At 61.1% G+C, this 21,785-nt stretch carries 12 protein-coding genes; all 12 read left to right on the forward strand.

Features of this window, described 5'->3' with window-relative positions; translation table 11 throughout:
- The first annotated feature begins 347 nt into the window (after positions 1-347).
- The 12 genes from ACYQ2W_RS19280 to ACYQ2W_RS19335 all read left to right on the forward strand — a co-directional run bounded on the left by ACYQ2W_RS19280 (position 348) and on the right by ACYQ2W_RS19335 (position 21,432).
- Positions 348-707 (forward strand): zinc metalloprotease, encoded by a 360-nt coding sequence (locus ACYQ2W_RS19280; protein WP_459870866.1) that lies wholly within the window; start codon positions 348-350, stop codon positions 705-707.
- Between the two features lie 80 nt (positions 708-787).
- Positions 788-1,084, forward strand: coding sequence for a hypothetical protein (locus ACYQ2W_RS19285; protein WP_459870869.1), 297 nt, complete (start codon positions 788-790; stop codon positions 1,082-1,084).
- A gap of 502 nt (positions 1,085-1,586) precedes the next feature.
- Positions 1,587-8,795: an amino acid adenylation domain-containing protein gene (locus ACYQ2W_RS19290; RefSeq protein ID WP_459870872.1), complete on the forward strand. Its 7,209-nt coding sequence runs from the start codon at positions 1,587-1,589 to the stop codon at positions 8,793-8,795.
- The gene (locus tag ACYQ2W_RS19295; RefSeq protein WP_459870875.1) at positions 8,792-10,465 is read left to right on the forward strand and encodes a thioester reductase domain-containing protein; all 1,674 of its coding nucleotides are present in this window, start codon (positions 8,792-8,794) and stop codon (positions 10,463-10,465) included. Before ACYQ2W_RS19290 ends, ACYQ2W_RS19295 begins: the two co-directional genes overlap by 4 nt.
- A 25-nt stretch (positions 10,466-10,490) precedes the next feature.
- Positions 10,491-12,356: a fatty acyl-AMP ligase gene (locus ACYQ2W_RS19300; RefSeq protein ID WP_459870878.1), complete on the forward strand. Its 1,866-nt coding sequence runs from the start codon at positions 10,491-10,493 to the stop codon at positions 12,354-12,356.
- On the forward strand, positions 12,353-14,110 hold the full coding sequence (locus tag ACYQ2W_RS19305; RefSeq protein ID WP_459870880.1) for an acyl-CoA dehydrogenase family protein: 1,758 nt from the start codon (positions 12,353-12,355) through the stop codon (positions 14,108-14,110). The genes ACYQ2W_RS19300 and ACYQ2W_RS19305 overlap by 4 nt, the downstream gene beginning before the upstream one ends.
- Complete coding sequence (locus tag ACYQ2W_RS19310) at positions 14,107-15,885, forward strand: acyl-CoA dehydrogenase family protein (RefSeq protein WP_459870883.1); 1,779 nt, start codon at positions 14,107-14,109, stop codon at positions 15,883-15,885. Before ACYQ2W_RS19305 ends, ACYQ2W_RS19310 begins: the two co-directional genes overlap by 4 nt.
- A 3-nt stretch (positions 15,886-15,888) precedes the next feature.
- Entirely contained in the window at positions 15,889-16,167 is a 279-nt protein-coding gene (locus ACYQ2W_RS19315; RefSeq protein WP_459870886.1) for an acyl carrier protein, read from the forward strand.
- Between the two features lie 40 nt (positions 16,168-16,207).
- Positions 16,208-17,404: a cytochrome P450 gene (locus tag ACYQ2W_RS19320; RefSeq protein WP_459870888.1), complete on the forward strand. Its 1,197-nt coding sequence runs from the start codon at positions 16,208-16,210 to the stop codon at positions 17,402-17,404.
- Positions 17,405-17,450: 46 nt separating this feature from the next.
- Positions 17,451-17,999, forward strand: coding sequence for an NADPH-dependent FMN reductase (locus ACYQ2W_RS19325; protein ID WP_459870891.1), 549 nt, complete (start codon positions 17,451-17,453; stop codon positions 17,997-17,999).
- 119 nt (positions 18,000-18,118) lie between these two features.
- Entirely contained in the window at positions 18,119-20,500 is a 2,382-nt protein-coding gene (locus ACYQ2W_RS19330) for an efflux RND transporter permease subunit (protein ID WP_459870894.1), read from the forward strand.
- A gap of 134 nt (positions 20,501-20,634) precedes the next feature.
- Positions 20,635-21,432, forward strand: coding sequence for an outer membrane lipoprotein-sorting protein (locus tag ACYQ2W_RS19335; protein WP_459870897.1), 798 nt, complete (start codon positions 20,635-20,637; stop codon positions 21,430-21,432).
- Positions 21,433-21,785: the final 353 nt, after the last annotated feature.

The following is a 21,785-nucleotide window of genomic DNA, read 5'->3' on the forward strand; positions in this document are numbered from 1 at the left end:
ATCGCGAAGGATGTCGTTCCGATACGCCCCGGCCGGTCCTACCCACGAAATAAATCGCCCTCGGCTCTCGCGGCCAAAAATCAAAGACTTAGGCGTTAAGTTGATGACATTGGACAACGAGGCCCCAGATCCGACATATGCAATACATGTCCGATAGACACCTCCCGAATCGCTGTGATAGCATGGTTATCATTCACGTTATCCATATGCATCCAAACCGGCCAATAATAACAGGGAAAGCGGCATGACAGGGTAAAGCGGCATGACAGGGAAAGCGGCATGACAGGGAAAGCGGCATGACAGGGAAAGCGGCATGACAGGGAAAGCGGCATGACAGGGAAAGCGGCATGAAATATTCTTATAAAATAGCGATCGGTTTGGCTTGCGGGGCGCTTTGCTCCTTCCCTTTGAACCAACCTTGCGCCGACACCGTTACCGGCGAACAAACCGGGCTGTGCGCGGCAGCCGGGGTGGACTACGGCTGGGTCAAATTCAATACTTCAAAATATTCAAGCATCCCTTCACGTTATGCCAACCGAATGATTCGCCATGAATTCGCCCACATTCTCGGCCTTGGACACGACCACACCTGCCCACCCATCAGCATAATGAAAACGGTAAGTGTCTGCGAGGGGTACAATACAAGCAACATAATATATACGCTTCAGCAAGCTGACATCGACCTGATTCGCTCGTGGTATCCGTAGCACACCAAGGATCTACCCTTTTTTATCCGACTGTTTCCCGAAAGACTTTGATGGACCAAATGACTTTGATGGACCAAATAATGAACACCCTTCATAGATCATTGCTTGCCCTACTGACAATGGCGATATCCTGCTGTGCCGCATCCGCGCCCGCCAGCGAGCCATCCATTCGCAGCCTCGAAAACTATCATCCGGCCGAGTCGATCGGCGAACTGATCGAGAGCTCGGATCTCATCGTCGTGGGAACGGTCGGCCGCATCCTGCAAAAAAAGCAATTCTATGGTTATCAGGAGAATGCCGCCTACCTGGAGTCCATTGACGACGAAATCCCGGTTCCCCTGGGCATACCCTCGGCCTTGTGCCGGCTTGCTTTTTGAAATCAGTTTGCGCCGGGGGTGGGTGGCTTTGATGCCCGAGTAGGTGGTATTGCAACCCGGGTGATGTTCGGCTAACGCGCTGTTGGGGCGTCGCTGTATGTGGTTTGATTTTCCCTGATGTAAGCGGGGGATTAATGCTGCCTATGCGGCTTGGTCTCGCTGTTGGAGTTAAGCTTTTTGTGGGTTGAATATTTACTTCGCTGACAGCGTCGTAAATAATTTGAATATCGTGGAATTGTGCTCTCGTTCACGAGTTTGATTCTTGTTGACTGCTAGTATACGCCACACGGTCGAGATGACCGGTAGTCATTGGATGTTGGCAAGGAGAGTTGACAGTTGTGTCATATCACTGCTCTTGTGTTTTCTTTCCTTTTCTTGCCTCCTTTCTTGTTGCCTACTCTTTAAATTTGCTCTGTGGGGCCCTTGCCTGGCGCTTGGCGTGGTTGAGGGTGGCTGATCGCCTTGCCGGCGATTAAACGGATTTGTCAAGTTGGAACTACTTATGAAGTTTACGGATGGCGCCGGTGAGCGCATGCCGCTGTCGGCTGCGCAGCAAGACGTGTGGATCGCCCAGGAGTTGGAACCTACTAATCCACAATACAATTGTGGCGGTTACTTGGAGCTGCAAGGGTCGCTGGACCTGGCCTGTTTTGAGCGAGCCGTGGCTATCGCCTCGGCCGAATGCCAAGCGCTGCGGTTGCGCTTCGTGGAGCAAGACGGCGAGATTAGGCAAGTGGCGGATGCCGCTGCGGATGCCCGTTATCAACTTATAGATCTGGCTACGGATATAGATCCCGAGGCCGCGGCCGTCACCTGGATGTGGAGCAATCTCGGTACTGCGGTTGATCTTAGAACCGGCCCATTATTCGATCAGGTTCTATTCAAGTTGTCGTCGGACCATTACTATTTTTATTTTCGCTATCATCATATCGCCATAGATGGTTTCGGTCAGTCCGTTTACTGGCGTCGTCTGGCACAAATTTACTCGACCCGGCTCTCCCGGGATGAGCCGGGCGCCTCTCCGTTCAGCCCCTTGGCTATACTTTTAGATCAAGCGCAGGCGTATCAGGATTCCGCTCGCTACCCCAGGGATCGCGAATACTGGTTGGGCGCCTTGGCCGACGCACCGGCAGCGACGCGCTTGGCCAATGGCTCCGCCGCCCCCGCAGCCGGTTTTTTGCGTCGCTGCATGGCGTTGGAGCCGCAATTGGTCGAGCAGTTGCGGGCCCACGCGCGTCTGGCGGCGTCGCGTTGGTCGGTTGTCGTCATTGGGGCGGTGGCGGCCTATTTGTACCGCCTGACCGGTAACCAAGATATCGTCCTGACCTTGCCGGTGGCGGGTCGCAGCAATCAAGCGGCCATGGCTACTCCTTTTATGATGGCCAACGAATTGCCGTTGCGGCTGCGCTTTCATGCCGAGATCAGCTTGGCGGAATTGTGGCGCCAGGTGGCGGATCAAATCGGCTTGCTGCTGAAACACCAGGGCTATCGCGGTGAGACCTTGCAGCGCGAGTTGCGTGCGACGGGTGCGACAGCCGGTGATGGCCAGCTCGGTGGTCCGGTGGTCAATGTCATCGCCATCGAACACGGCTTGCGATTCGGTGATGTCGTCTCCAAGGCGCACCATCTGTCCTCGGGGCCGGTGAAAGACGTGCTGATCGGGTTTTACGGCAAGCCGGACGGCTCTGAATCCACGCTCTATTTCGATGCCAACCCGGGGTTGTATACGGCAGAGGATATCGCCGTGCATCAGCGCCGATTCGTGCTCTGGCTGGAACGGCTGGTGAACGCCGGGTTGGACACCGAGATCGGCGCCATCGACATCCTGCAAGCGGGTGAGCGCGAGCGCATCGATGCCGTCTTCAATGCCACCGATCGCCCCTATGACTTGTCACGTTGCCTGCATCATTGGCTAGAGGCGCGCGCGCTGGCGACACCGGATGCCGTCGCCGTGGCTACCGCGGAGCGAACGCTTGATTTTCGGCAGTTGATGGCGGCGGCGGACAAGTTGGCCTGGCATCTTCTGGCGCAAGGGGTAACGCCGGGGCAGTATGTCGGTGTCTGTGATTGGCGTTCACCGGAGTTGGTGATCGCATTGCTGGCGGTGTTGAAGGCCGGCGCGGCCTATGTGCCCTTGGACCCGGAACTCCCCAGCGCACGCTTGAACTTTCAGTTGCAGGACGCCGGTGTCGGATTGGTCTTGACCAGCTCCGGCCTGCGGCAGACCTTGGCCGAACTGGAGGTGACCACCCTGGAAGTGGATAGCCTGCTGCCCGGCCTGCCGGAGGCCGCCGAGCCGCCCCGTCCCGAGCTGACCCCGGAACACCCCGCGTACCTGATCTATACCTCAGGCTCCACCGGCCGCCCCAAGGGGGTCTCTGTACCGCATCGGGGAATCGTCAACCGCTTGTTGTGGATGCAAGAGGAATACGCCTTGGGCGCGGACGATTGCGTCTTGCAGAAGACACCCTTCACCTTCGATGTCTCGGTGTGGGAGTTTTTCTGGCCGCTGATGGTCGGTTGCCGCTTGTTTTTGGCCGCACCCGGCGCGCATCGAGATCCGCGTTATGTCGCCCGGACCATTCGTGAGCAAGGGGTGACGACCTTGCATTTCGTGCCGCCCATGCTGGACCTGTTTCTGGCCGAGCCGGAAGCCGCCGAGCTGCCCGGTTTGCGGCAAGTCATGTGCAGCGGCGAGGCATTGCGGCCGGAGACGGTGGCGGCCTTTTTCCGGCGCTATGACGCCGCCACCGCCGGGATCGAATTGCACAACCTCTACGGCCCTACCGAGGCCTCGGTGGATGTGACTTATTGGCGCTGCCGACCGGAGCATGCGACCGCGCCCATCCCCATCGGGCGGCCGGTCGCCAATACCCGAATTCACTTACTGGATCAGCGCGGCCAGCCGGTGCCCATAGGTGTGTCCGGGGAGTTGTATATCGCCGGCGTACAGGTGGCGCTGGGCTATCTTAACCGGCCCGAACTCAATCGCGAGCGCTTTATCGCCGGCCCCACCGATGGCACCTGGTACCGCACCGGAGATTTGGCTCGCTACCGGGAAGACGGTGCCATCGAGTTCTTGGGGCGCATGGATCAGCAGGTCAAGATCCGGGGCTACCGCATAGAACTGGGGGAGATCGAGTCGGCCCTGTTGGGTTATCCCGGTGTGGAGCATGCCGTGGTGACCACCTGGCAGGCCGAAGCCGGGGATCGCCGTTTGGCGGCCTATGTCGTCATGGCCGTCGGCGAGACCTTGGATACAGTGGCGCTGGCGGCGGCCTTGGCCGAGCGCCTGCCGGAATATATGGTGCCGGCGCAGATAACCGTCTTGGATGTCTTACCTTTGCTGCCTAACGGCAAGGTCGACCGGCGTGCCTTGCCGGTGCCTGTGGCATCGGTAGCGGACAATGGCGCGGTTGCCGAGCAGCCGCGTAACGAGCTTGAGCACCTGCTGCATGCGGCCTGGCGGGAGGTATTGGGCCTGACCGAGTTGGGTATTCGAGACTCTTTCTTCGCCTTGGGCGGAGATTCCATGCACAGCATCAAGCTACGGGCCCTACTGGAGCGACAAGGCTATAGCTTTGATATCCAAGACCTGTTCGGTTTTCCCTCCATCGCGGAATTGGCACCGCGTTTGAGCACCGCGGATGCGGCACCGCCGATGCCTGGGACATCGGCGCCCTTTGCCATGATTACGGCGGCGGACCAGGCCGCTCTACCCGGTGGCCTGGTCGATGCCTATCCCTTGAGCGCCATGCAGGGCGGTATGTTGTTTCAGGCCGAATTCGATGCCGATTCATCGGTCTATCGCGTGGTGACCAGCTTGCAGGTTGCGGCGCGCTATCGGCTAGAGGCCTTGCGCTTGGCCATTGCCGAGACCTTTCAACGCCACCCCGCGCTACGCAGTTCCTTTGATTTGTCCACTTTCTCCGAGCCCTTGCAGTTGGTCCATGAGCGGGTGCGGGTGCCGCTGCATGAAGGCGAGGATTTATCCGCCCTGGAGGCGGCAGAGCAGGAAGCGCGGATACGGGCCTGGGTTGAGCGGCACAAGTTCCACCGTTTTGACCCCAGCGCGCCGCCGTTGGTGTTTTTCTGCGTACATCGCCGCGGTGCGGAGTGCTTCCAACTCTCGGTGGTAGAGCATCATGTCGTGTTGGACGGTTGGAGCGATGTGCTCATGCTGCAGGAGATCCTGGCACGCTACCGGGCACATTTGGCGGACGAGGAATTGCGGCTGGCGGATGTCGCCTCACGGTATCGGGATTTCGTGGCGCTGGAGCGGGAGGTGTCGGCCGATGCCGGCATGGCCGAATTCTGGCAACGGCGCTTGCATGACTTCGAGCCCGCGCCGTTGCCCAAGCGCAAGGCGGAGGGCGCCACTGTCACCGCGACCGCGCATCGCTCCTATCCGGTCGAGCTGCCGTCGGCCTTGGCGGCCGGCCTACGGCAACTGGCGCGGCGCGAGGCTTTACCGTTGAAATCCCTGCTCATCGCCGCGCATCTCGCGGTATTACGCCTGGTCTGCGCCAGTGATAGTGTGAGCGCGGGCATGGTCTTCAACGGCCGTCTCCAGGAGCAAGGCGGCGATCAGGTGATCGGGGTGTTTCTTAATACTTTGCCGCTGCATATGGACACGCGCGAGGTCTCCCTGCTGGCGTTGGCGCGCCAGGTGTTCGACTACGAAAAGGCGGTGACGCCCTACGGTCGCTATCCCCTGGTGCGCATGCAGCAAGACCTGGCGGGGCAGTTGGCATTGGATAACTATGTCAATTTCATGGACTTCCATGTCGAGTGGCACGAGGACGGGGCCAGAGAGGTATTGATCAGAGATGCCTTCGGCGTGGCGGAGACCAACTTCCCGTTGGCGGTCAACTTCCTGGTCGATCCCGTTCACGGCGGCTTGGGCCTGTGGCTGGACTGTGATCTCGCCTGGTTGGCGCCGGCGTTTTGCGAGCGCTTGGGCGGTTACTATCGCCGGGCCTTGGACGCCATCCATACCACGCCCGAGGCCAAGGTGGCGGACTTGGATCTACTGGCCGCAGCGGAAAGGCGGCAATTGGCGCTCTGGAACGACACCGCTGCCGCCTACAACCCGGCCGACACCATACCCGGCTTGATCCGGCATCAGGCCGGACTGCGGCCCGAGGCGGTGGCCTTGGCGTACCGCTGGGAAACGATCAGTTATGCCGAGTTGGAACGGCGCAGTAACCGCATCGCCCACCATTTGCTGGCCCAGGGCGTGCAACGCGGCGATCGGGTGGGCGTGAGCATGGGCCGTTCGGCGGACCTGGTCATCGCTTTGCTGGGGGTGATGAAGACCGGTGCGGCCTATGTCCCGCTGGACCCCGACTACCCCAGCGATCGCCTGAGTTTCATCGCCAGGGATGCGGCCTTGCGCTGCCTGTTGGTCGACGGCTCTGGTCCGCGCACATTGCCGGTGGCCAAGTTGGTCGATATCAGCGCCGATGCCGCGGCGATAGGCCGGCAGTCAGCGGCACCGGTGGCGGTGACCGCCGGCGGCAATGATGTCGCCTATGTCATCTATACCTCGGGCTCTACCGGCCGGCCCAAAGGGACCGTCATTCGTCACCTGAATGTCGTCAACTTCTTCCTCGGCATGGACCGGTGCATCGGTTGCGGGGGCGAGGATGTGGTACTGGGCTTGACCAGCGTCTCATTCGATATCTCGGTATTGGAGCTGTTCTGGCCGTTGAGCCGCGGCGCCAAGGTGGTCGTGGCCGGCGAGCACATGATCAATCATTTGGCGGGGCGCCACGAGCACGAGAGCCAAGAGGCGGAGCATGGTTTCAGCGCGCTCTGCCGTCGCCACGGCTTGAGCATAGTGCAGGCCACGCCGTCTTTCTTTACCGCCGTCACGGCGGAACCCGAGGCCTTGGCGGCCTTGGCCGGGACGCGGGCCGTGCTGGTGGGCGGTGAGCCTTTCCCGGTCGGTCTGGCCGAACGCTTGGTCGCGGGCTTGCCCCGGACCCGTTTGTTCAATATGTACGGCCCCACCGAGACCACGATCTGGTCGACGGTGCATGAACTGCAACCGCAACGGGATATCGCGGACGGTGTCATCCCCATTGGCCGGCCTATCGCCAATACCGAATTATTGGTATTGGATACCCAGGGGCGGCTTGCACCCATCGGTGTCGAAGGTGAGCTTTGGATCGCGGGCGACGGTGTCTCCGGCAGCTATCTCGGTCGCCCTGAACTGACCGCCGAGCGTTTTCCATCGCATCCTTGGGGCGCCGGCTTGGTCTACCGTACCGGCGACCGGGTGCGTTGGCGCGAAGACGGCGTGTTGGAGTTCCTGGGCCGCGTCGATCGCCAAGTCAAGATCCTTGGCCATCGTATCGAGCCGGATGAGGTGGAAAGCGTCTTGTCGCGCCACCCGCGTTTGTCCTCGGTGGCGGTGGTGGCGGCCGAGAACGCCGCGGGTGGGGTGGAATTGATCGCCTACCTGGCCACTGCCGATGAGGCGGTCAGGCGCGAGGCCGAGGCGGCCCATGTCGACTATTGGGGCCAGGTATGGGAGAGCGCCTATAGTGGTGGCGAGACGGCGGAGAATCCGTTCTCCGGTTGGGCCAGCAGTTATACCGGTGCCGCCATCCCCGAAGACCAGATGCAGGAATGGTTGGCACATACGGTAGCCCGCATCACCGAGCTAAAGCCCGTGCGCATCATAGAGATCGGCGTCGGCGTCGGTCTGTTGTTGCGTAAGCTGGCGCCCACCGTGGAGCATTATTTGGGGCTGGATGTCTCCGCCACGGCCTTGCAGCGGGCCGCGGGCGCGCTGGAAGCGGAGTATTTGCACCGCGGTCGGGTCGAGCTGCGGGCCGGCGACGCCATGGAATTACTGCAGTTGCCGCCGATGGCGGGGGCGACCTTGGTCCTCAATTCGGTCATCCAATATTTCCCCAGCCTGGATTATCTCGAACAGGTCTTGAGCGCGGCCTTGCGTTTGGTGGGCGACACGGGGACGGTCTTCATCGGCGATGTCCGCAGTCTGGAATTGTTGCCGGCCTTCCATGCCGAGGTGCAACTCTATCGCGCGCAGTCGTTTACCACGGTCGCCGAGTTGGCGCGTACCGCCAAGCGGCAGCTCGCGGCCGAGCGTGAGCTGTGCGTCTCTACCGCATTTTTCCGCGATTTGGTGCGTAAGCACGGTCACGGCCATGGCTTGAGAATCGAATTGAAACGCAACCCCAGCGCCAACGAAATGACGCATTTTCGCTATGACGTCACCTTGCTGGGGCCGGCCTTGGCCCAGCCCGCGCCGGCGGATAGCGAATGGCCCTGGAGTCGCTTGCGCGACGCCGCGGATGCCTTGCAGGCGTTGGATGATCAATTGGCGGGTCTGGCCGACGAGGAGACCTTGGTGGTAACAGGCGTGGTCAATCGCCGTTTGCTGCGTGCCGGCCACCTCTTGTCGTTACTGGCCGCTACGGATGAGGTCTCCACCGCCTGGGATGTGGAGCGCGAGCTGTGGGCACTGGATGCCGCCGCCGGCCTGGACCCTCACGCGGTCATGCAACTGGCCGAGCGCCACGGGCGCGAGGTGCGGCTGTTGGTGACCGGTTCGCAACCCATGTGGCAATTTGATGCCGAGTTCAGTGCCTGCCGGGCCGCAGCGGGCGCTTGGGCGCCGACGCCCGATGCCGAGTTACACCCCACCGCAGCCGAAGCCGCGGAGTATCTGTTATGAATACCCCCAACCCGAGCCAGACCAACAATCCGCTGGCCGTAACCTCGGCCTCCGGGCTGATGGCGGATGTGCGCGCCTTTGCCCGCGAGCACCTGTCGGCGGCCATGGTGCCGTCGCGGTTCGTCATCCTGGAGCAATTGCCGAAACTGCCCAACGGCAAGGTCGATCGCAAACGCTTGCCCTTGCCGCAGGCAGAGGCGGAGCAAGACGAGGACTTCGACCCGCCGCGCACGCCGACCGAATTGCGAATCGCCGAGATCTGGCGGGATTTGCTGCACCTGGATCGCATCGGTGTGCGGGACAATTTCTTCGACCGCGGTGGTGATTCCCTGTCGGCGGTGCAAATGGCCGCCAAGGTGCGCGAGGCCTTCGGCGTCAAGCTCGATCTGCAACGCTTGTTCAAACAACCCAGCATTACCGGCGTGGTACGGATGTTGGAGGGGCACGCTGAGGTTGCGCCTAGCGGCGGGGTGCAGAATCTGACCGATGCCGAACTCATTGCGGAAGCGGAGTTACCGACGGATGTGGCGCCTGAGGCGGGGACGCTACCGCCAACCCCGGCCCCCTATCGCCGTATCCTGCTGACCGGGGCTACCGGTTATACCGGGGCCTTCTTGTTGCGCGAGCTCCTGGAGAGATCAACCGCCGACATCCTGGTGTTGGTGCGGGCGCACGACGCGGAACAAGCGCTGGCGCGGGTGCGTGGCAATATGCAGCGCTACGGTCTCTGGCGAGAGGGCTATGCCTTGCGCTTGCAGGCCGTGGTAGGCGATGTCGGCAAGCCTTATTTGGGGGTGTCGCAAGCGGCCTATCGGCAACTGGCGGTCGGCGCTGAGATGATTATTCACAACGCCGCCGTCTCCAACTACGCCATGCCGTATCGCCATCTCAAGGCGACCAATGTACTCGGCACCTTGGAGGTGTTGCGTCTGGCCTGCCTGCAGCGTATCAAGCCGGTGCACTATGTCTCCACGTTGGCGGTCTTTGCCGGGGTCGACGGCGAGGCCTGTCACCAGGAGATAGAGGTCACCGAGCCGAATGGCCTGGCGGGCGGTTACCGGCAGACCAAATGGGTCTCCGAGCGCTTGCTGGCGCAGGCGCGTGCGCGTGGTATCCCCGGCAATATCTATCGGCCCGGGCAGATCACCGGGGCGCAAGACAGCGGTGCTTGCGCCCCGGATACCTATCTCAATGCCGCCATCAAGGGCTGTATCCAGCTCGGTGCCGAGTTGGATTTCGATGTCACCTTAGAGATTACTCCGGTCGATTTCTGTGCCCAGGCCCTGGCCCATATCGCCTTGGCCGGCGAGACGTTGAACACCCAATTCAATCTGTTGACGACCCGGCCGCTGCCTTGGCGCGACGCCGTGGACATGTTGCGTACCTATGGTTATCGCTTGCGTTCCTTGCCCTATGCCGACTGGTACCGCGAGCTGGCGGCAGCGCTGGAGCGTGGCGAAGAGAACGAGATGTCGCGCTTTTTCCCCTTGTTCGGTGCTGACGCGCCGTCAGCGGATGCGGGCGATGCCGGCAGTAAGCCCGATTTCGACGCCACCAACCTGCGGGCGGCGCTGTCCGGTTCCGGCATCACTTGCCGGCCCCTGGATCAAGCACTGATGAATGCCTATCTGGACTACTTCGTGTCCAGCGGCTTTCTTCCCCACCCTTAAACGCCGCCTGCAAAGGAAGGCCCTTATGAATCGACGTCCACCCTCTTCTCTACCCAAGCCCGGCGGCGGCGAGGCCATGCCGGATAGAGATTTCGAACAGGCGGCCCATGTCGTTGCGGTGTTGCGCGGTCACGCCTCGGCTCGCGGTGAGCAAGAGGCGCTCATCCTGGTGCGCAATCCCGACCGCGAGGATGGCGCCGACACCTGGTCTTACCGGGAGTTGGACACGGCCGCGCGCCGCATCGGCGGCTGGTTGCAGCAACACCTGGAGACGGGCTCACGGGTATTGTTGTTGTTTCCGGTCGGCCTGGATTTTGCCGCCGCGTTCTGGGGCTGTTTGTACGCCGGGATGATTGCCGTGCCGGCGCCCTTGCCGGGGCAATATCATCATCAACGCCGACGGGTGAAGGCCATCGCCGCCAGTGCCGACATCGGCGCCGTATTCACCGATGCGGCCAACCTCTCCACGGTACAAGACTGGGCCCAAGCCGAAGGCTTGAGCCACGTGCCGGCAGTGGCGGTGGATACCTTTGACTTTGGTAGCGCCGATGCCTGGCGCCTGCCGGAGCTGGCCGGCGATACTCTCGCCTTGTTGCAATACACCTCGGGTTCCACCGGCGACCCCAAAGGCGTGATGATCTCTCACCGCAATCTGCAACATAATGCCGCCAGTTTTCGTCGTGCCTTGGGTTTTGATGCCCAGACCCGCTTCGGCGGTTGGATACCTCTGTATCACGACATGGGCTTGATGGCGCAACTGCTGCCGCCGCTGTTTCTCGGCAGTACCTGCGTGATGATGACGCCCAATACCTTTCTCAAACGCCCGCATCTGTGGTTGCGCATGATCGATAAGTTCGATGTGCAGCACTCCTGCGCGCCCAACTTCGCCTTTGATCTGTGCCGCCGCCGCATCACCGAGCAGCAGCTCGCCGCTATCGATCTCTCCGGCTGGCGCTTCGTCATCAATGGTTCCGAGCCGATTCAGGCCTCTACTATTCAGGCCTTCGCCGAGCGCTTTGCCGCCGCCGGTTTCAGTGAGCAGGCCTTGTGTCCCTGCTACGGCATGGCCGAGGCGACGGTATTCATCTCCGGGGCCGCGCAACGCTCGCCGGTGATCCGTCAAGTGAACAGCGAGCTGTTGGAGCAGCATGTGTTCCGTTTGGCCGAGTCGGCCGTGGATAGCCGTCACCTGGTGAGCTGCGGGCCGGCGCGCGACTTCGATGTCCGCATCGTGGACCCGGTCACGCAACAGGTGCAACCGGCCGGTGCCGTGGGTGAGATCTGGTTGCGGGGGGGCAGCGTCGCGCACGGCTATTGGCGCAATCCGGAGGCCACCTCCAGCACCTTTCAGGCGACCACGGCGGACGGCGACAGCGGCTATTTGCGCACCGGCGATTTGGGGGTCTGTTTCGATGATGAGATCTATGTCACCGGCCGCATGAAAGAGATCTTGATCGTGCATGGGCGCAATCTGTATCCGCAAGATCTGGAACACGAGATGCGCCTGCGTATCGTCGAACTCAGTAGCCGCTTCGGCGCCGTGTTCACAGTCAATGTCGCGGAACAAGGAGAGGCCGTGGTGTTCACCCATGAGATCCCCGGCAATGTCGGGCCGCAGCGCCAACAAGAGATCGTGGCCGCGATCAAGCTCGGAGTGTTCCAGGAGTTCGGCGTACAACTCGCGGGGGTGTTGTTGCTGCGCCCGGGCGGGGTGTTGCGTACCACCAGCGGCAAGATCCGGCGCGCCTTGATGCGCCAGGCGTTTTTACGCGGTGATTTGCCGGTGCTGTATCAATCTTTGGACGCCGGGGTGCAGGGGGGAAATGAACAATCCCCGCTGGTGCCGGTGCAGGAAAACCCAATGGGTCAAACACAGGAAGCGAGGATATGACGCTGACGACAGGATTGGAGGCGGTGTCGCCGGTGATGGCCTTGGAAGGGGTGATCAGCGGCCTGGAGCATGAGGATCAGCCGTTCGGGACGGCGCAAGTCACCGAGTTGGATAGACAAGAGGCCTTTCCGGCCGCGGCCTATGCCGTGTTGCAGGAATTTGGTTTGAGCCGCCACTACGTCCCCACGGGCTTTGGCGGCAAACTGGCGAGCTATCCCGATCTGCCGGCATTGTGGCGTACGGTGGCGCGTCGGGATCTCACCGCCGCCATCGGTCACGGCAAGACCTTTCTCGGGGGGATCTGCACCTGGCTTGCCGGTCGGCCGGAACAGGCCGCGGCGCTGGGGGCCGAAATCGCCGCCGGCACCGTGGTCTCCTGGGGCTTGACCGAGCGCCATCACGGCAGTGATTTGTTGGCCGGCGAACTGAGCGCCGAGCGTTGCGACGGCGGCTGGCGTATCAATGGCGAGAAATGGTTGATCAACAACGCCACCCGCGGCCAGATGATTTGCGTATTGGCGCGTACCGATGCCGGCGGCGGCCCGCGCGGATTCAGCCTGTTTTTGATCGACAAGCGCACCTTGCCGGAGTACAGCTATCGTTTTCTCCCCAAGGAACGCACCCACGGCATTCGCGGAGCGGATATCAGCGGCATTGCGTTCGAGCATGCCCTCATACCGGCAGAGGCATTGATCGGTGAGGTTGGCCAAGGCATAGAAATCAGCCTCAAGGCGTTACAAATCACCCGTACCGCTTGTGTCGGCTTGTCTTTGGGGGCGGCGGACCGGGCCTTGGCCTTGGTCACCGATTTCGCCAAGGGCCATCGCCTGTATGAGCGCCACTTGATCGACCTGCCGCCGGCCCGCTTCACCCTGGGCGAGGCGATGGCCGGGCTGTTGTTGGCCGAGGCCGTGACCACGGTGGCCAGCCGCGCCATTCACGCCCTAAGTGCGGAAATGAGCGTGATCTCCGCCATCACCAAGGCCTTGGTACCGTCGTTGGTGGATCAAATGATCGCCCAGCTCGGCGAACTGATGGGTGCGCGCTCCTTTCTCACCGAGGTGTATGCCCATGGCCTGTTCCCGAAACTGGAGCGCGATCATCGCCTGATCGCCATCTTTGACGGCAATACGGTGGTCAATCGCAATGCGCTGATCAATCAATTTCCGAATCTGGCCCGGGCCTATGGCAAAGGCTATGGCGACGAGGCCGGCCTCGCCGCGGCGACGGATTTAGACCTCGCCTTGGCGGATTTCGATCCCACCGCCTTGCAATTGTTGTCCGCCAAGGGCTGTAGCCCGGTGCAGGCCTTGCCGCAGGCGGTACGGCGCTGCCGGGTCCTGGCCGACGGTGGTCGTCTGGCGCTAGGCGCGATGCGCAAGATCGACGCCTTGCTCACGGCCACCGAGCAGACCATTGCCGCCATGGCCGCCTACAGACCGGCGCCGCGCGATGTGCCGGCGGCGGCGTTTCAGGATGCCGCCCGCTATGAGTGGTGTTTCGCCGGCGCGGTCTGTGTCCACCTGTGGTTGGCCAATGCGGAGGCCGGTTGTGAGCGGAATGCAGCGTTGTGGTCGCATGCCCGTTGGCTCGATGCCTGTCTTACCTTTGCCTTGGATCGCTTGCGGGCCTTGCCGGGTGGGGAGGGCTTGGACTATCCCGCCTATGAGGCCTTGGTCGATGTCTTGGCGTCCGGCGACCCGCTATCCCCTGTGTCGCTGTGGTCTGATTCCGGACCAAGGAGTGGAAAATGAAGCAGTCGGTCTCGCTGCCCGCGGCGGCTACCCTGGAAGCGCGCATCGCCGAGTTGGAACAAGGCTTTGGTGATCCCTGGGCGGAAGATAATCCGGTGGGGTTTGCCGCCATATTGGCGGCCGACGAGGCGGGTGAAATGCTGCCCGCGGGCGAACGCCTGTTGGACGAATTCGGTTTGAATGCCGAATTCGTTCCCGAGCGTTTCGGCGGCAGACTGCGGCGCATCGACCAGATGATGGAACTCATGCGCGCCCTGTATCGCCACGATCCCTGTTTGGGACTGGGCTATGGCGGTAGTTCCATGATCGCCTCCTGCGTGGTGTGGACCGCCGATGACCCGCAACACAGCAGTGAAGTGGCCGGCTTGTTGCTGAATAACCGCAAGCTGGCCTGCTCCTACTACGAGTTGGATCACGGCAACGATTTGGCGCACATCGATTTCGAGGCCATGCCGGAGGGGGATCAACTGCGGCTGCGCGGCAGTAAACAGGTGACCTCCAATATCCAGCGCGCGGATGCGGCGGTGATTTATGCCCGTACCGCCACGGGGGCCGGTAGCCGCAGCCACTCGCAGATCTTGGTCAACAAGAGCGAGATTCCGGAGGGGCAAATCCGCTATTTGCCCCGTTTCCCCAGCGTCGGCATGCGCGGCGTGCAGTTGGGCGGCGTGGAGTTTCACGATTGCTGCATACCGGCCCGGCGCATCCTCGGCCGGCCGGGGCAGGCCTTGGAGTTGGCGATCAAGGCCTTCCAGATCACCCGCACCACCTTGCCGGGGATGTTTCTCGGCATCTTGGATACCGGTTTGCGGCTGACGCTGCGCTACGCCAAGGGCCGCCGTCTCTATGGCCGTAGCGTGGCCGAACTGCCGCAGGCGCGTTCGGTGATGGTGGATGCCTTTGTCGATTTATTGATCTGTGATGCCTTATCCACCACGGTGGCGCGGGCCATGCATACCATCCCCGGCGAGACCTGCATCACGGCACCGGCGGTGAAATACCTGGTGCCCAAGATCATGATCGACGCTATGAACAGCTTATCCGGCATCTTGGGGGCGCATTTTTATCTGCGCGACGGTGAGCACTCGGTGTTTCAGAAGTTCCTGCGCGATGTCCGCCCGGTGGGCTTTGGTCATGTCGCCCGGGTGGCTTGTCAGATGACGATATTGCCGCAGTTGCCGCGTCTGGCGCGGCAGGCCTGGGGTCAGGCCGAGCCGGCGCCGGAGGCGACCTTTCGCCTGGATGCGGACTTGCCGCCGCTGGCCTTTGAGCAATTGGCCTTAAGCTCCGGTGGTAAAGACGGTTTGAGCGGTTCATTGCTGGCCGCTCGTGATCGCTGCCGCCGGATGACAGGGCCGTTTCAGGAGGAACTGACCCGCTTGGCGGATCGGTTTGCGACGGAGTTGACGCAGTTACAGAGCGAATGTGCCGCGCTCAAGCCGCAGCAACTCACCGTCATGGCCCACCCCAAGCACTATGACTTGACCCGCCGCTATGCCTTGGTCATCGCCGCCAGCGCCTGTCTCAACCTCTACCAGGCCAATCGCGGTCAAGGCGGCTTTGTAGCCGAGCCGGTTTGGGCCTTGGCGGCGTTGCAACGCCTGGATGCGCAACTCGACAAGCGGGCAAGCGCGCTGCCGCCGTCCTTGGAGGGACGTTTGTACGATGAGTTGGCAGGCCGGTATGAGCAGGCGCAAAGCTTTGATCTGGCCTGCCGCTCGCTACCCGTCTGGCGTCATGCGGATACCCCTTCTTTGGTTCAACAAGGATCTTAAACAATGTCTATTCAGGAATCACATGCTTCAGAAGACAGTTTGCGCCATTGGTTGGCCGAGCGCGTAGCGGACTATGTGCAAAAGCAGCCGCAAGACATAGAGCCCAATGTCCCCCTGGCGGAATATGGCCTGGATTCGGTCTTTGCGCTGACCTTGTCCGGTGACATCGAGGATCACCTGGGCTTGGTATTGGAACCCACGGTGATGTGGGACTACCCCACGGTGGGGACCTTGGCCAAGGCCTTGGCCAAGGCCTTGGTCACCGATTTGGCCCAAGCCTGAGCCGCCGGTTTTTTTGTCAACCGTAGAGAGAGAGCCCCCCATGGAAGACGTTGTCGATATCCCAGCCATGCCCTCGCAACGGGTGTGCCCCTTCGATCCACCACCGGAATACCAGCGCCTGCGTTTGGAACAACCGGTCTCCCAGGTGCGTACCCCACGCGGTGATGTCGCCTGGTTGGTCACCCGGCACGAGGATATTCGCGCGGCCTTGGTTGACCGGCGCTTGAGTTCCGACCCCCGATCGCCCGGTTACCCCTCGTATATCCCCGGTGAAGTACCGCCGCCGCCGGGATTTTTCATGCAGGCCGATGCCCCGGACCATACCCGCTTGCGGCGTGCCGTCACCCAGGAGTTCATGGCCTCGCATGTGCAGTCGTTACAGCCGCGCATGCAGGAAATCGTCGATGAGGTGCTGGACGACATGCTGCACCTGCCGCCGCCGGTGGATTTGGTGAAGGTGTTGGCGGTGCCCATCGCCTCGCGCGTGATTTGCGAATTGTTGGGGGTGCCGCAAGCGGATCACAAGTTCATTCAAACCCATACCGATATCGTCTTGGATCGCACCTGTACCGCGGCCGAGACCGAAGCGGCCGCGGTCGCCTTGCTGGGCTATTTCGATAGTGTGATCACGGCCAAGGAGCAGCAACCCGGGGATGATTTGTTGGGTCGCTTGATTCGCGAGGCCAAGACGGAGGGGCAGCCCAGCCACGAGGAAATGGTCGGCCTGGCGGCACTGGTATTGCTGGGGGCTTATGACACCATGGCGCTGGTGATGGCCTTGGGCGTGGTGGTGTTGCTGGAGCATCCCGAACAATTGCGAGAATTCCTGGGCGCGCCGGAACTGGGCGACAAACTGGTCGATGAATTGGTGCGCTATTTCTCCATCAATCACGCCGGTCTACCCCGCGCCGCCTTGGCGGATATGGAAATCGGGGGGCAGCGCATTCAGGCCGGGGAAGGGGTGTTGATCATGATCAATTCCGCCAACCGCGACGCCTCCGTTTTCGACGCTCCGGATGACTTCAATATCCACCGCGACAACACGCATCACGTCGGATTCGGGCACGGTATACACAAGTGCTTGGGCACGCATTTCGCCAAGGCCGAATTGGCGATCGCCTTGGGAACCCTGTTCCGTCGCGTGCCGACCCTCCAGGTGGCGGTGCCGCAAGATAGCTTGTCTTACCGGCATGAAATGGTCTTGTACGGGTTGAAAGCACTGCCCGTGACTTGGTGATTGCTTGAGAGATACGCCGCCGGGCGGCCAATTGCGAGGAATTAGAATGACGACATTACTGGGTTTATCGGGGAGTCTGCGAAGGCAATCCACCAACAGCACGCTGCTGCGCGCCGCGGCCCTGGCCGCCCCCGTCGGCACTCGGGTGCTGTTCTACGAGGGCATGGGGCAGTTGCCGCTGTTCAATCCGGACATAGAGGGTGAGGATTTCGAACATCCGGCACCGGCGGCGGTCGGCGATTTTCGGGCGCAATTGCGGCAGGCCGACGGCGTCTTGATCGCCAGCCCCGAGTACGCCCATGGCGTCACCGGCGTGATTAAAAACGCCTTGGATTGGATCGTCGGTAGCGGTGAGTTCATCGATAAACCGGTGGCCGTGTTCAATGCCTCGCCTCGTGCCTCCATCGCCTTGGCGGCGTTGAAAGAGACCTTGAGCCTGATGGGCGCAATCATCAATGCGCAAGCCTCCATCACCTTACCGGTGTTGGGCAGTGATTTGGATGCGCAAGGTCTGGCCGCGCACGCCGAGATGGGGCCACGCTTACGCCAGGCCTTGAGTGATTTGATCGCGGGCATGGACCGCGGGGAGATTTGATCGCGGGCATGGACCGCGGGGATCTCAAGCTGATCAATGCCGGCTAGTGATCCGGAGTCGGGTCTTTTTGTCATTGACGATTGAAACCTCGGCGGCTCACCGCCGAAAAGGGAACTTTTATGAGCGCGGAAGCCGCTATGGATACGAAGATTGCGCGACTCGCGAGCGCCCTGGTGCGTTGGCGTTGGTTGACCACGCTGCTGGTCGTGGGGCTCGTCTTCGGCATTGCCGGGGGCGGGCGTTTCATCGCCTTCGCGGCCGATTATGAGGTGTGGTTTGCCGAGGATAACCCCCAGTTGGCGAGTTTCAAGCAACTGCGGGACACCTACGCCAAGTCGGACAATGTCATCATCCTGCTGACGCCCCAATCCGGGGATGTGTTCAGCCGCGAGACCCTGGCGGCGGTGGAATGGCTGACGGCTCAAGCCTGGCGCATGCCGTACTCCGTGCGCGTCGATTCCGTGACCAACTTCCAGGCGACTTATGCCCGCGAGGATGATTTGGTGGTCGAGGATTTGGTGCGCGATGCCGAGACCTTGGACACCGGGCAACTGGCGCGGGTGAGGCAAATCGCCTTGAGCGAGCCCCTGTTGGTGAACAATCTCGTCTCCGCCGACGCCCGGGTCACGGCGGTCAACGTCACCATCAACCTGCCCAAGGATATGCCCGAGGGTTCGCCCACCGTGGCCGCTTATGCACGGGATTTGTTACGGCAGCTGCACGACAGCCACCCTGAGCTTGAGAGCCACTTGACCGGCCTGGTGATGGCGGACAATGCCTTTATCGAGGCCTCGCAACAAGATATGGGGACCCTCATCCCGTTGATGTTCGGCATTATTTTACTGGGGTTGGTAGTCGCCTTGCGCAGTCTTAGCGCGACCCTGACGATCTTGGTCACCATCGTCCTCGCCATGGTGGCTACCATGGGGTTTTCCGGTTGGATAGGGGTCAAGCTGACGCCGGTCTCCGCTGGGGCGCCGACCATAGTCATGACCGTGGTCGTGGCCCATGCCGTGCACTTGTTGATCTCCATGATCCACGCCATGCGCGCGGGTTTGGCCAAGCGCGAGGCCATAGTGGAGAGTCTACGCATCAATCTGGGGCCGATTTTCATCGCCACGGTGACCACCATCATCGGCTTTTTGTCGCTGCATTTCGCTGAAATCCCGCCCTTCCATGATCTCGGCAACATGGTGGCGCTGGGGGTGGCGGTGGCCTTTTTACTCTCCTTGAGTCTGCTGCCGGCATGCATCAGCCTGTTGCCGTTGCGAGTCAAACCGACTGGCCCCGAACGCCGCCGTTCATTGCTGAAATTGGCCGATTTCGTCATCCGCCGCCGTACTGCCTTACTGATGGGCCTGGGGGCCTTGACCGTTGCTGCGTCGGTGTCGATCGCCAACAACGAGGTCACCGAGAGCACCTGGAAGTACTTTGACGAGAGCACCGCCTTCAGGGTCGATACCGACTATGCCTCCGAGCACTTGGTCGGCCCCTATTTCTTGGAATATTCGCTGGAGACGGGGCTGGAAAATGGCATCTCGCAACCGCAGTATCTGCGGCAACTGGAGCAATTCAAAGACTGGTTGCTGATTCAGCCCGAGGTGGTTCACGTCAACAGCATCAGCGATATCCTCAAACGCCTGAACCGGAACCTGCATGGCGACGACGCGGCCTGGCATCGGCTGCCCCAAGACAAGGAGCTGGCGGCCCAATATCTGCTGTTGTATGAGATGTCGTTGCCGTATGGGCTCGATCTCACCAATCAAGTGAACCTGGATAAATCCGCCACCCGGGTAGTGGTCTCGTTGCACAACCTGTCTTCCAAGGACATGTTGGCATTCGAGCGCCGCGTCGCCGCCTGGCTGCAACACGAACTGCCGGATCTGGATGTAGTGGTAGGCAGCCCCATGTTCATGTTCGCCAATCTGGCGCAACGTTCGGTCGGCAATATGGCCATCAGCCTGACCTTTGCCCTGGTGTTGATCTCGCTGTTGTTCATGCTCAGCCTGCGCTCGGTGAAGGTCGGCTTGCTGAGTCTGGTGCCTAATCTGTTGCCCCCAGTCATCGCTTTCGGGCTGTGGGGATTGTTTGTGGGCCAAGTCGGGCTGTCACTGGTGGTGGGCGTCAGCATGACCATAGGCATCATCGTCGACGACACCGTACATTTTTTGAGCAAATATCTGCGCGGCAAGCGTGAGCAATCGCTATCGACTCCGGAGGCCGTGCGCTTCGCCTTCTCGCATGTGGGCTTCGCCTTGGTGGTGACCACCCTGGTGTTGATCGCCGGCTTCCTGGTGTTGGCCTCTTCTAGCTTCAAGCAAAACGTCGACTTGGGTGTGATTACCGCCCTCACTATAGGCATCGCCTTGATCTTTGACCTGTTGCTGTTGCCGGCCTTGTTGTTGGTTACGGATGGCGCCGCGCAACGCCAAGCCGAGGAACCAGCGCAGAGCGTCAAGGTGATTGCCGAGCCGACTTTGGAAGGCGGTACTGTTTCCTAGCCCGGATCTTTCACAAATTCGCACCGATCTCGCTGGACTCTTGATCCTACAAGAAAGAGTTGTTCGACGCGTCCCTTCGCCTCACCCTCATCCCTGAGGGCTTGCGCGAAAATTCGTTCCACAGGATATAAATCATGATCAATCTCAACTTAAAGCGACCTGTTCTGATGATTGTCGCGGCTGTCTGGTTGTCGCCGTCGGCGTGGGCGGCTACGGCCGAGCAACGGGGCTTGGAGATCGCCCAGGAAGTGGAGCGGCGCGACCGCGGCTGGCAGGATTCCAGCGCGGCCATGAGCATGCGGCTAAAGAACCGCCGAGGTGACGAAAGCACGCGTGAATTACGCCTGAAATCCCTTGAGATGCCGCGGGACGGCGACAAGGGCCTGGTGGTCTTCGATCGACCGGCCGATCTCAAGGGGACGGCGTTCCTGTCGTTCTCTCACACCCTTGAGCCGGACGATCAGTGGCTGTACCTACCGGCCCTGAAGCGTGTCAAACGCATTTCCTCGCGCAATAAATCCGGCCCCTTTATGGGCAGTGAATTCGCCTATGAGGACCTGACCTCTTTCGAGGTGGACAAGTATCACTACAAGTACTTGCGTGAAGAGGAACTGGAGGGTCGCAAGACCTATGTGGTGGAGCAATACCCGCGCTATGAATACTCCGGCTACACCAAGCAAGTCAATTGGGTGGATGCCGAACGCTATATCCCGTTGCGGATCGCCTTTTATGATCGTAAAGAGGCGTTGCTGAAGACCCTGGTGCTGAAGGATTATCGCCGCTATCTGGATCGCTATTGGCGGGCCCATGATCAGCTCATGACCAATCACCAAAGCGGTAAGACGACTCGCTTGTTGTTTGACGACTGGGCCTTTCAGGCCGGTCTGGATGCCGGGGATTTCACCAAGGTGGCTTTGAAACGTACGAGATGACGCTGACATCACGGATTTGCCTGTTGGCTCGCATGCCGTCAAGGCTGAGCAAGCCTCTAGTGGTCCCCTCATGGAGGACCGCTCCGGTGGGCGGTGCGCTCTCGTGCAACGCCCTACGAGTCTTTGTCATGCCGTTGGGTTACGTGATACTTGATGAGAGGTGTCGGAGAACTTGACTTGAAACAGGGAGGACGGCGTCCTCATGTCTCTACTATTGTGGGAATATCAGCTTGATTCGTAACCCCGGGGCGTTGTCTTCAAGCACAATCTGAGCCTGGTGCAGGTCCGCCACGGCACGGACTAGACTCAATCCCAGTCCACTGCCAGGCGTGGATCGACTCGCTTCGGTACGG

The organism is Endothiovibrio diazotrophicus (genome assembly GCF_054657215.1).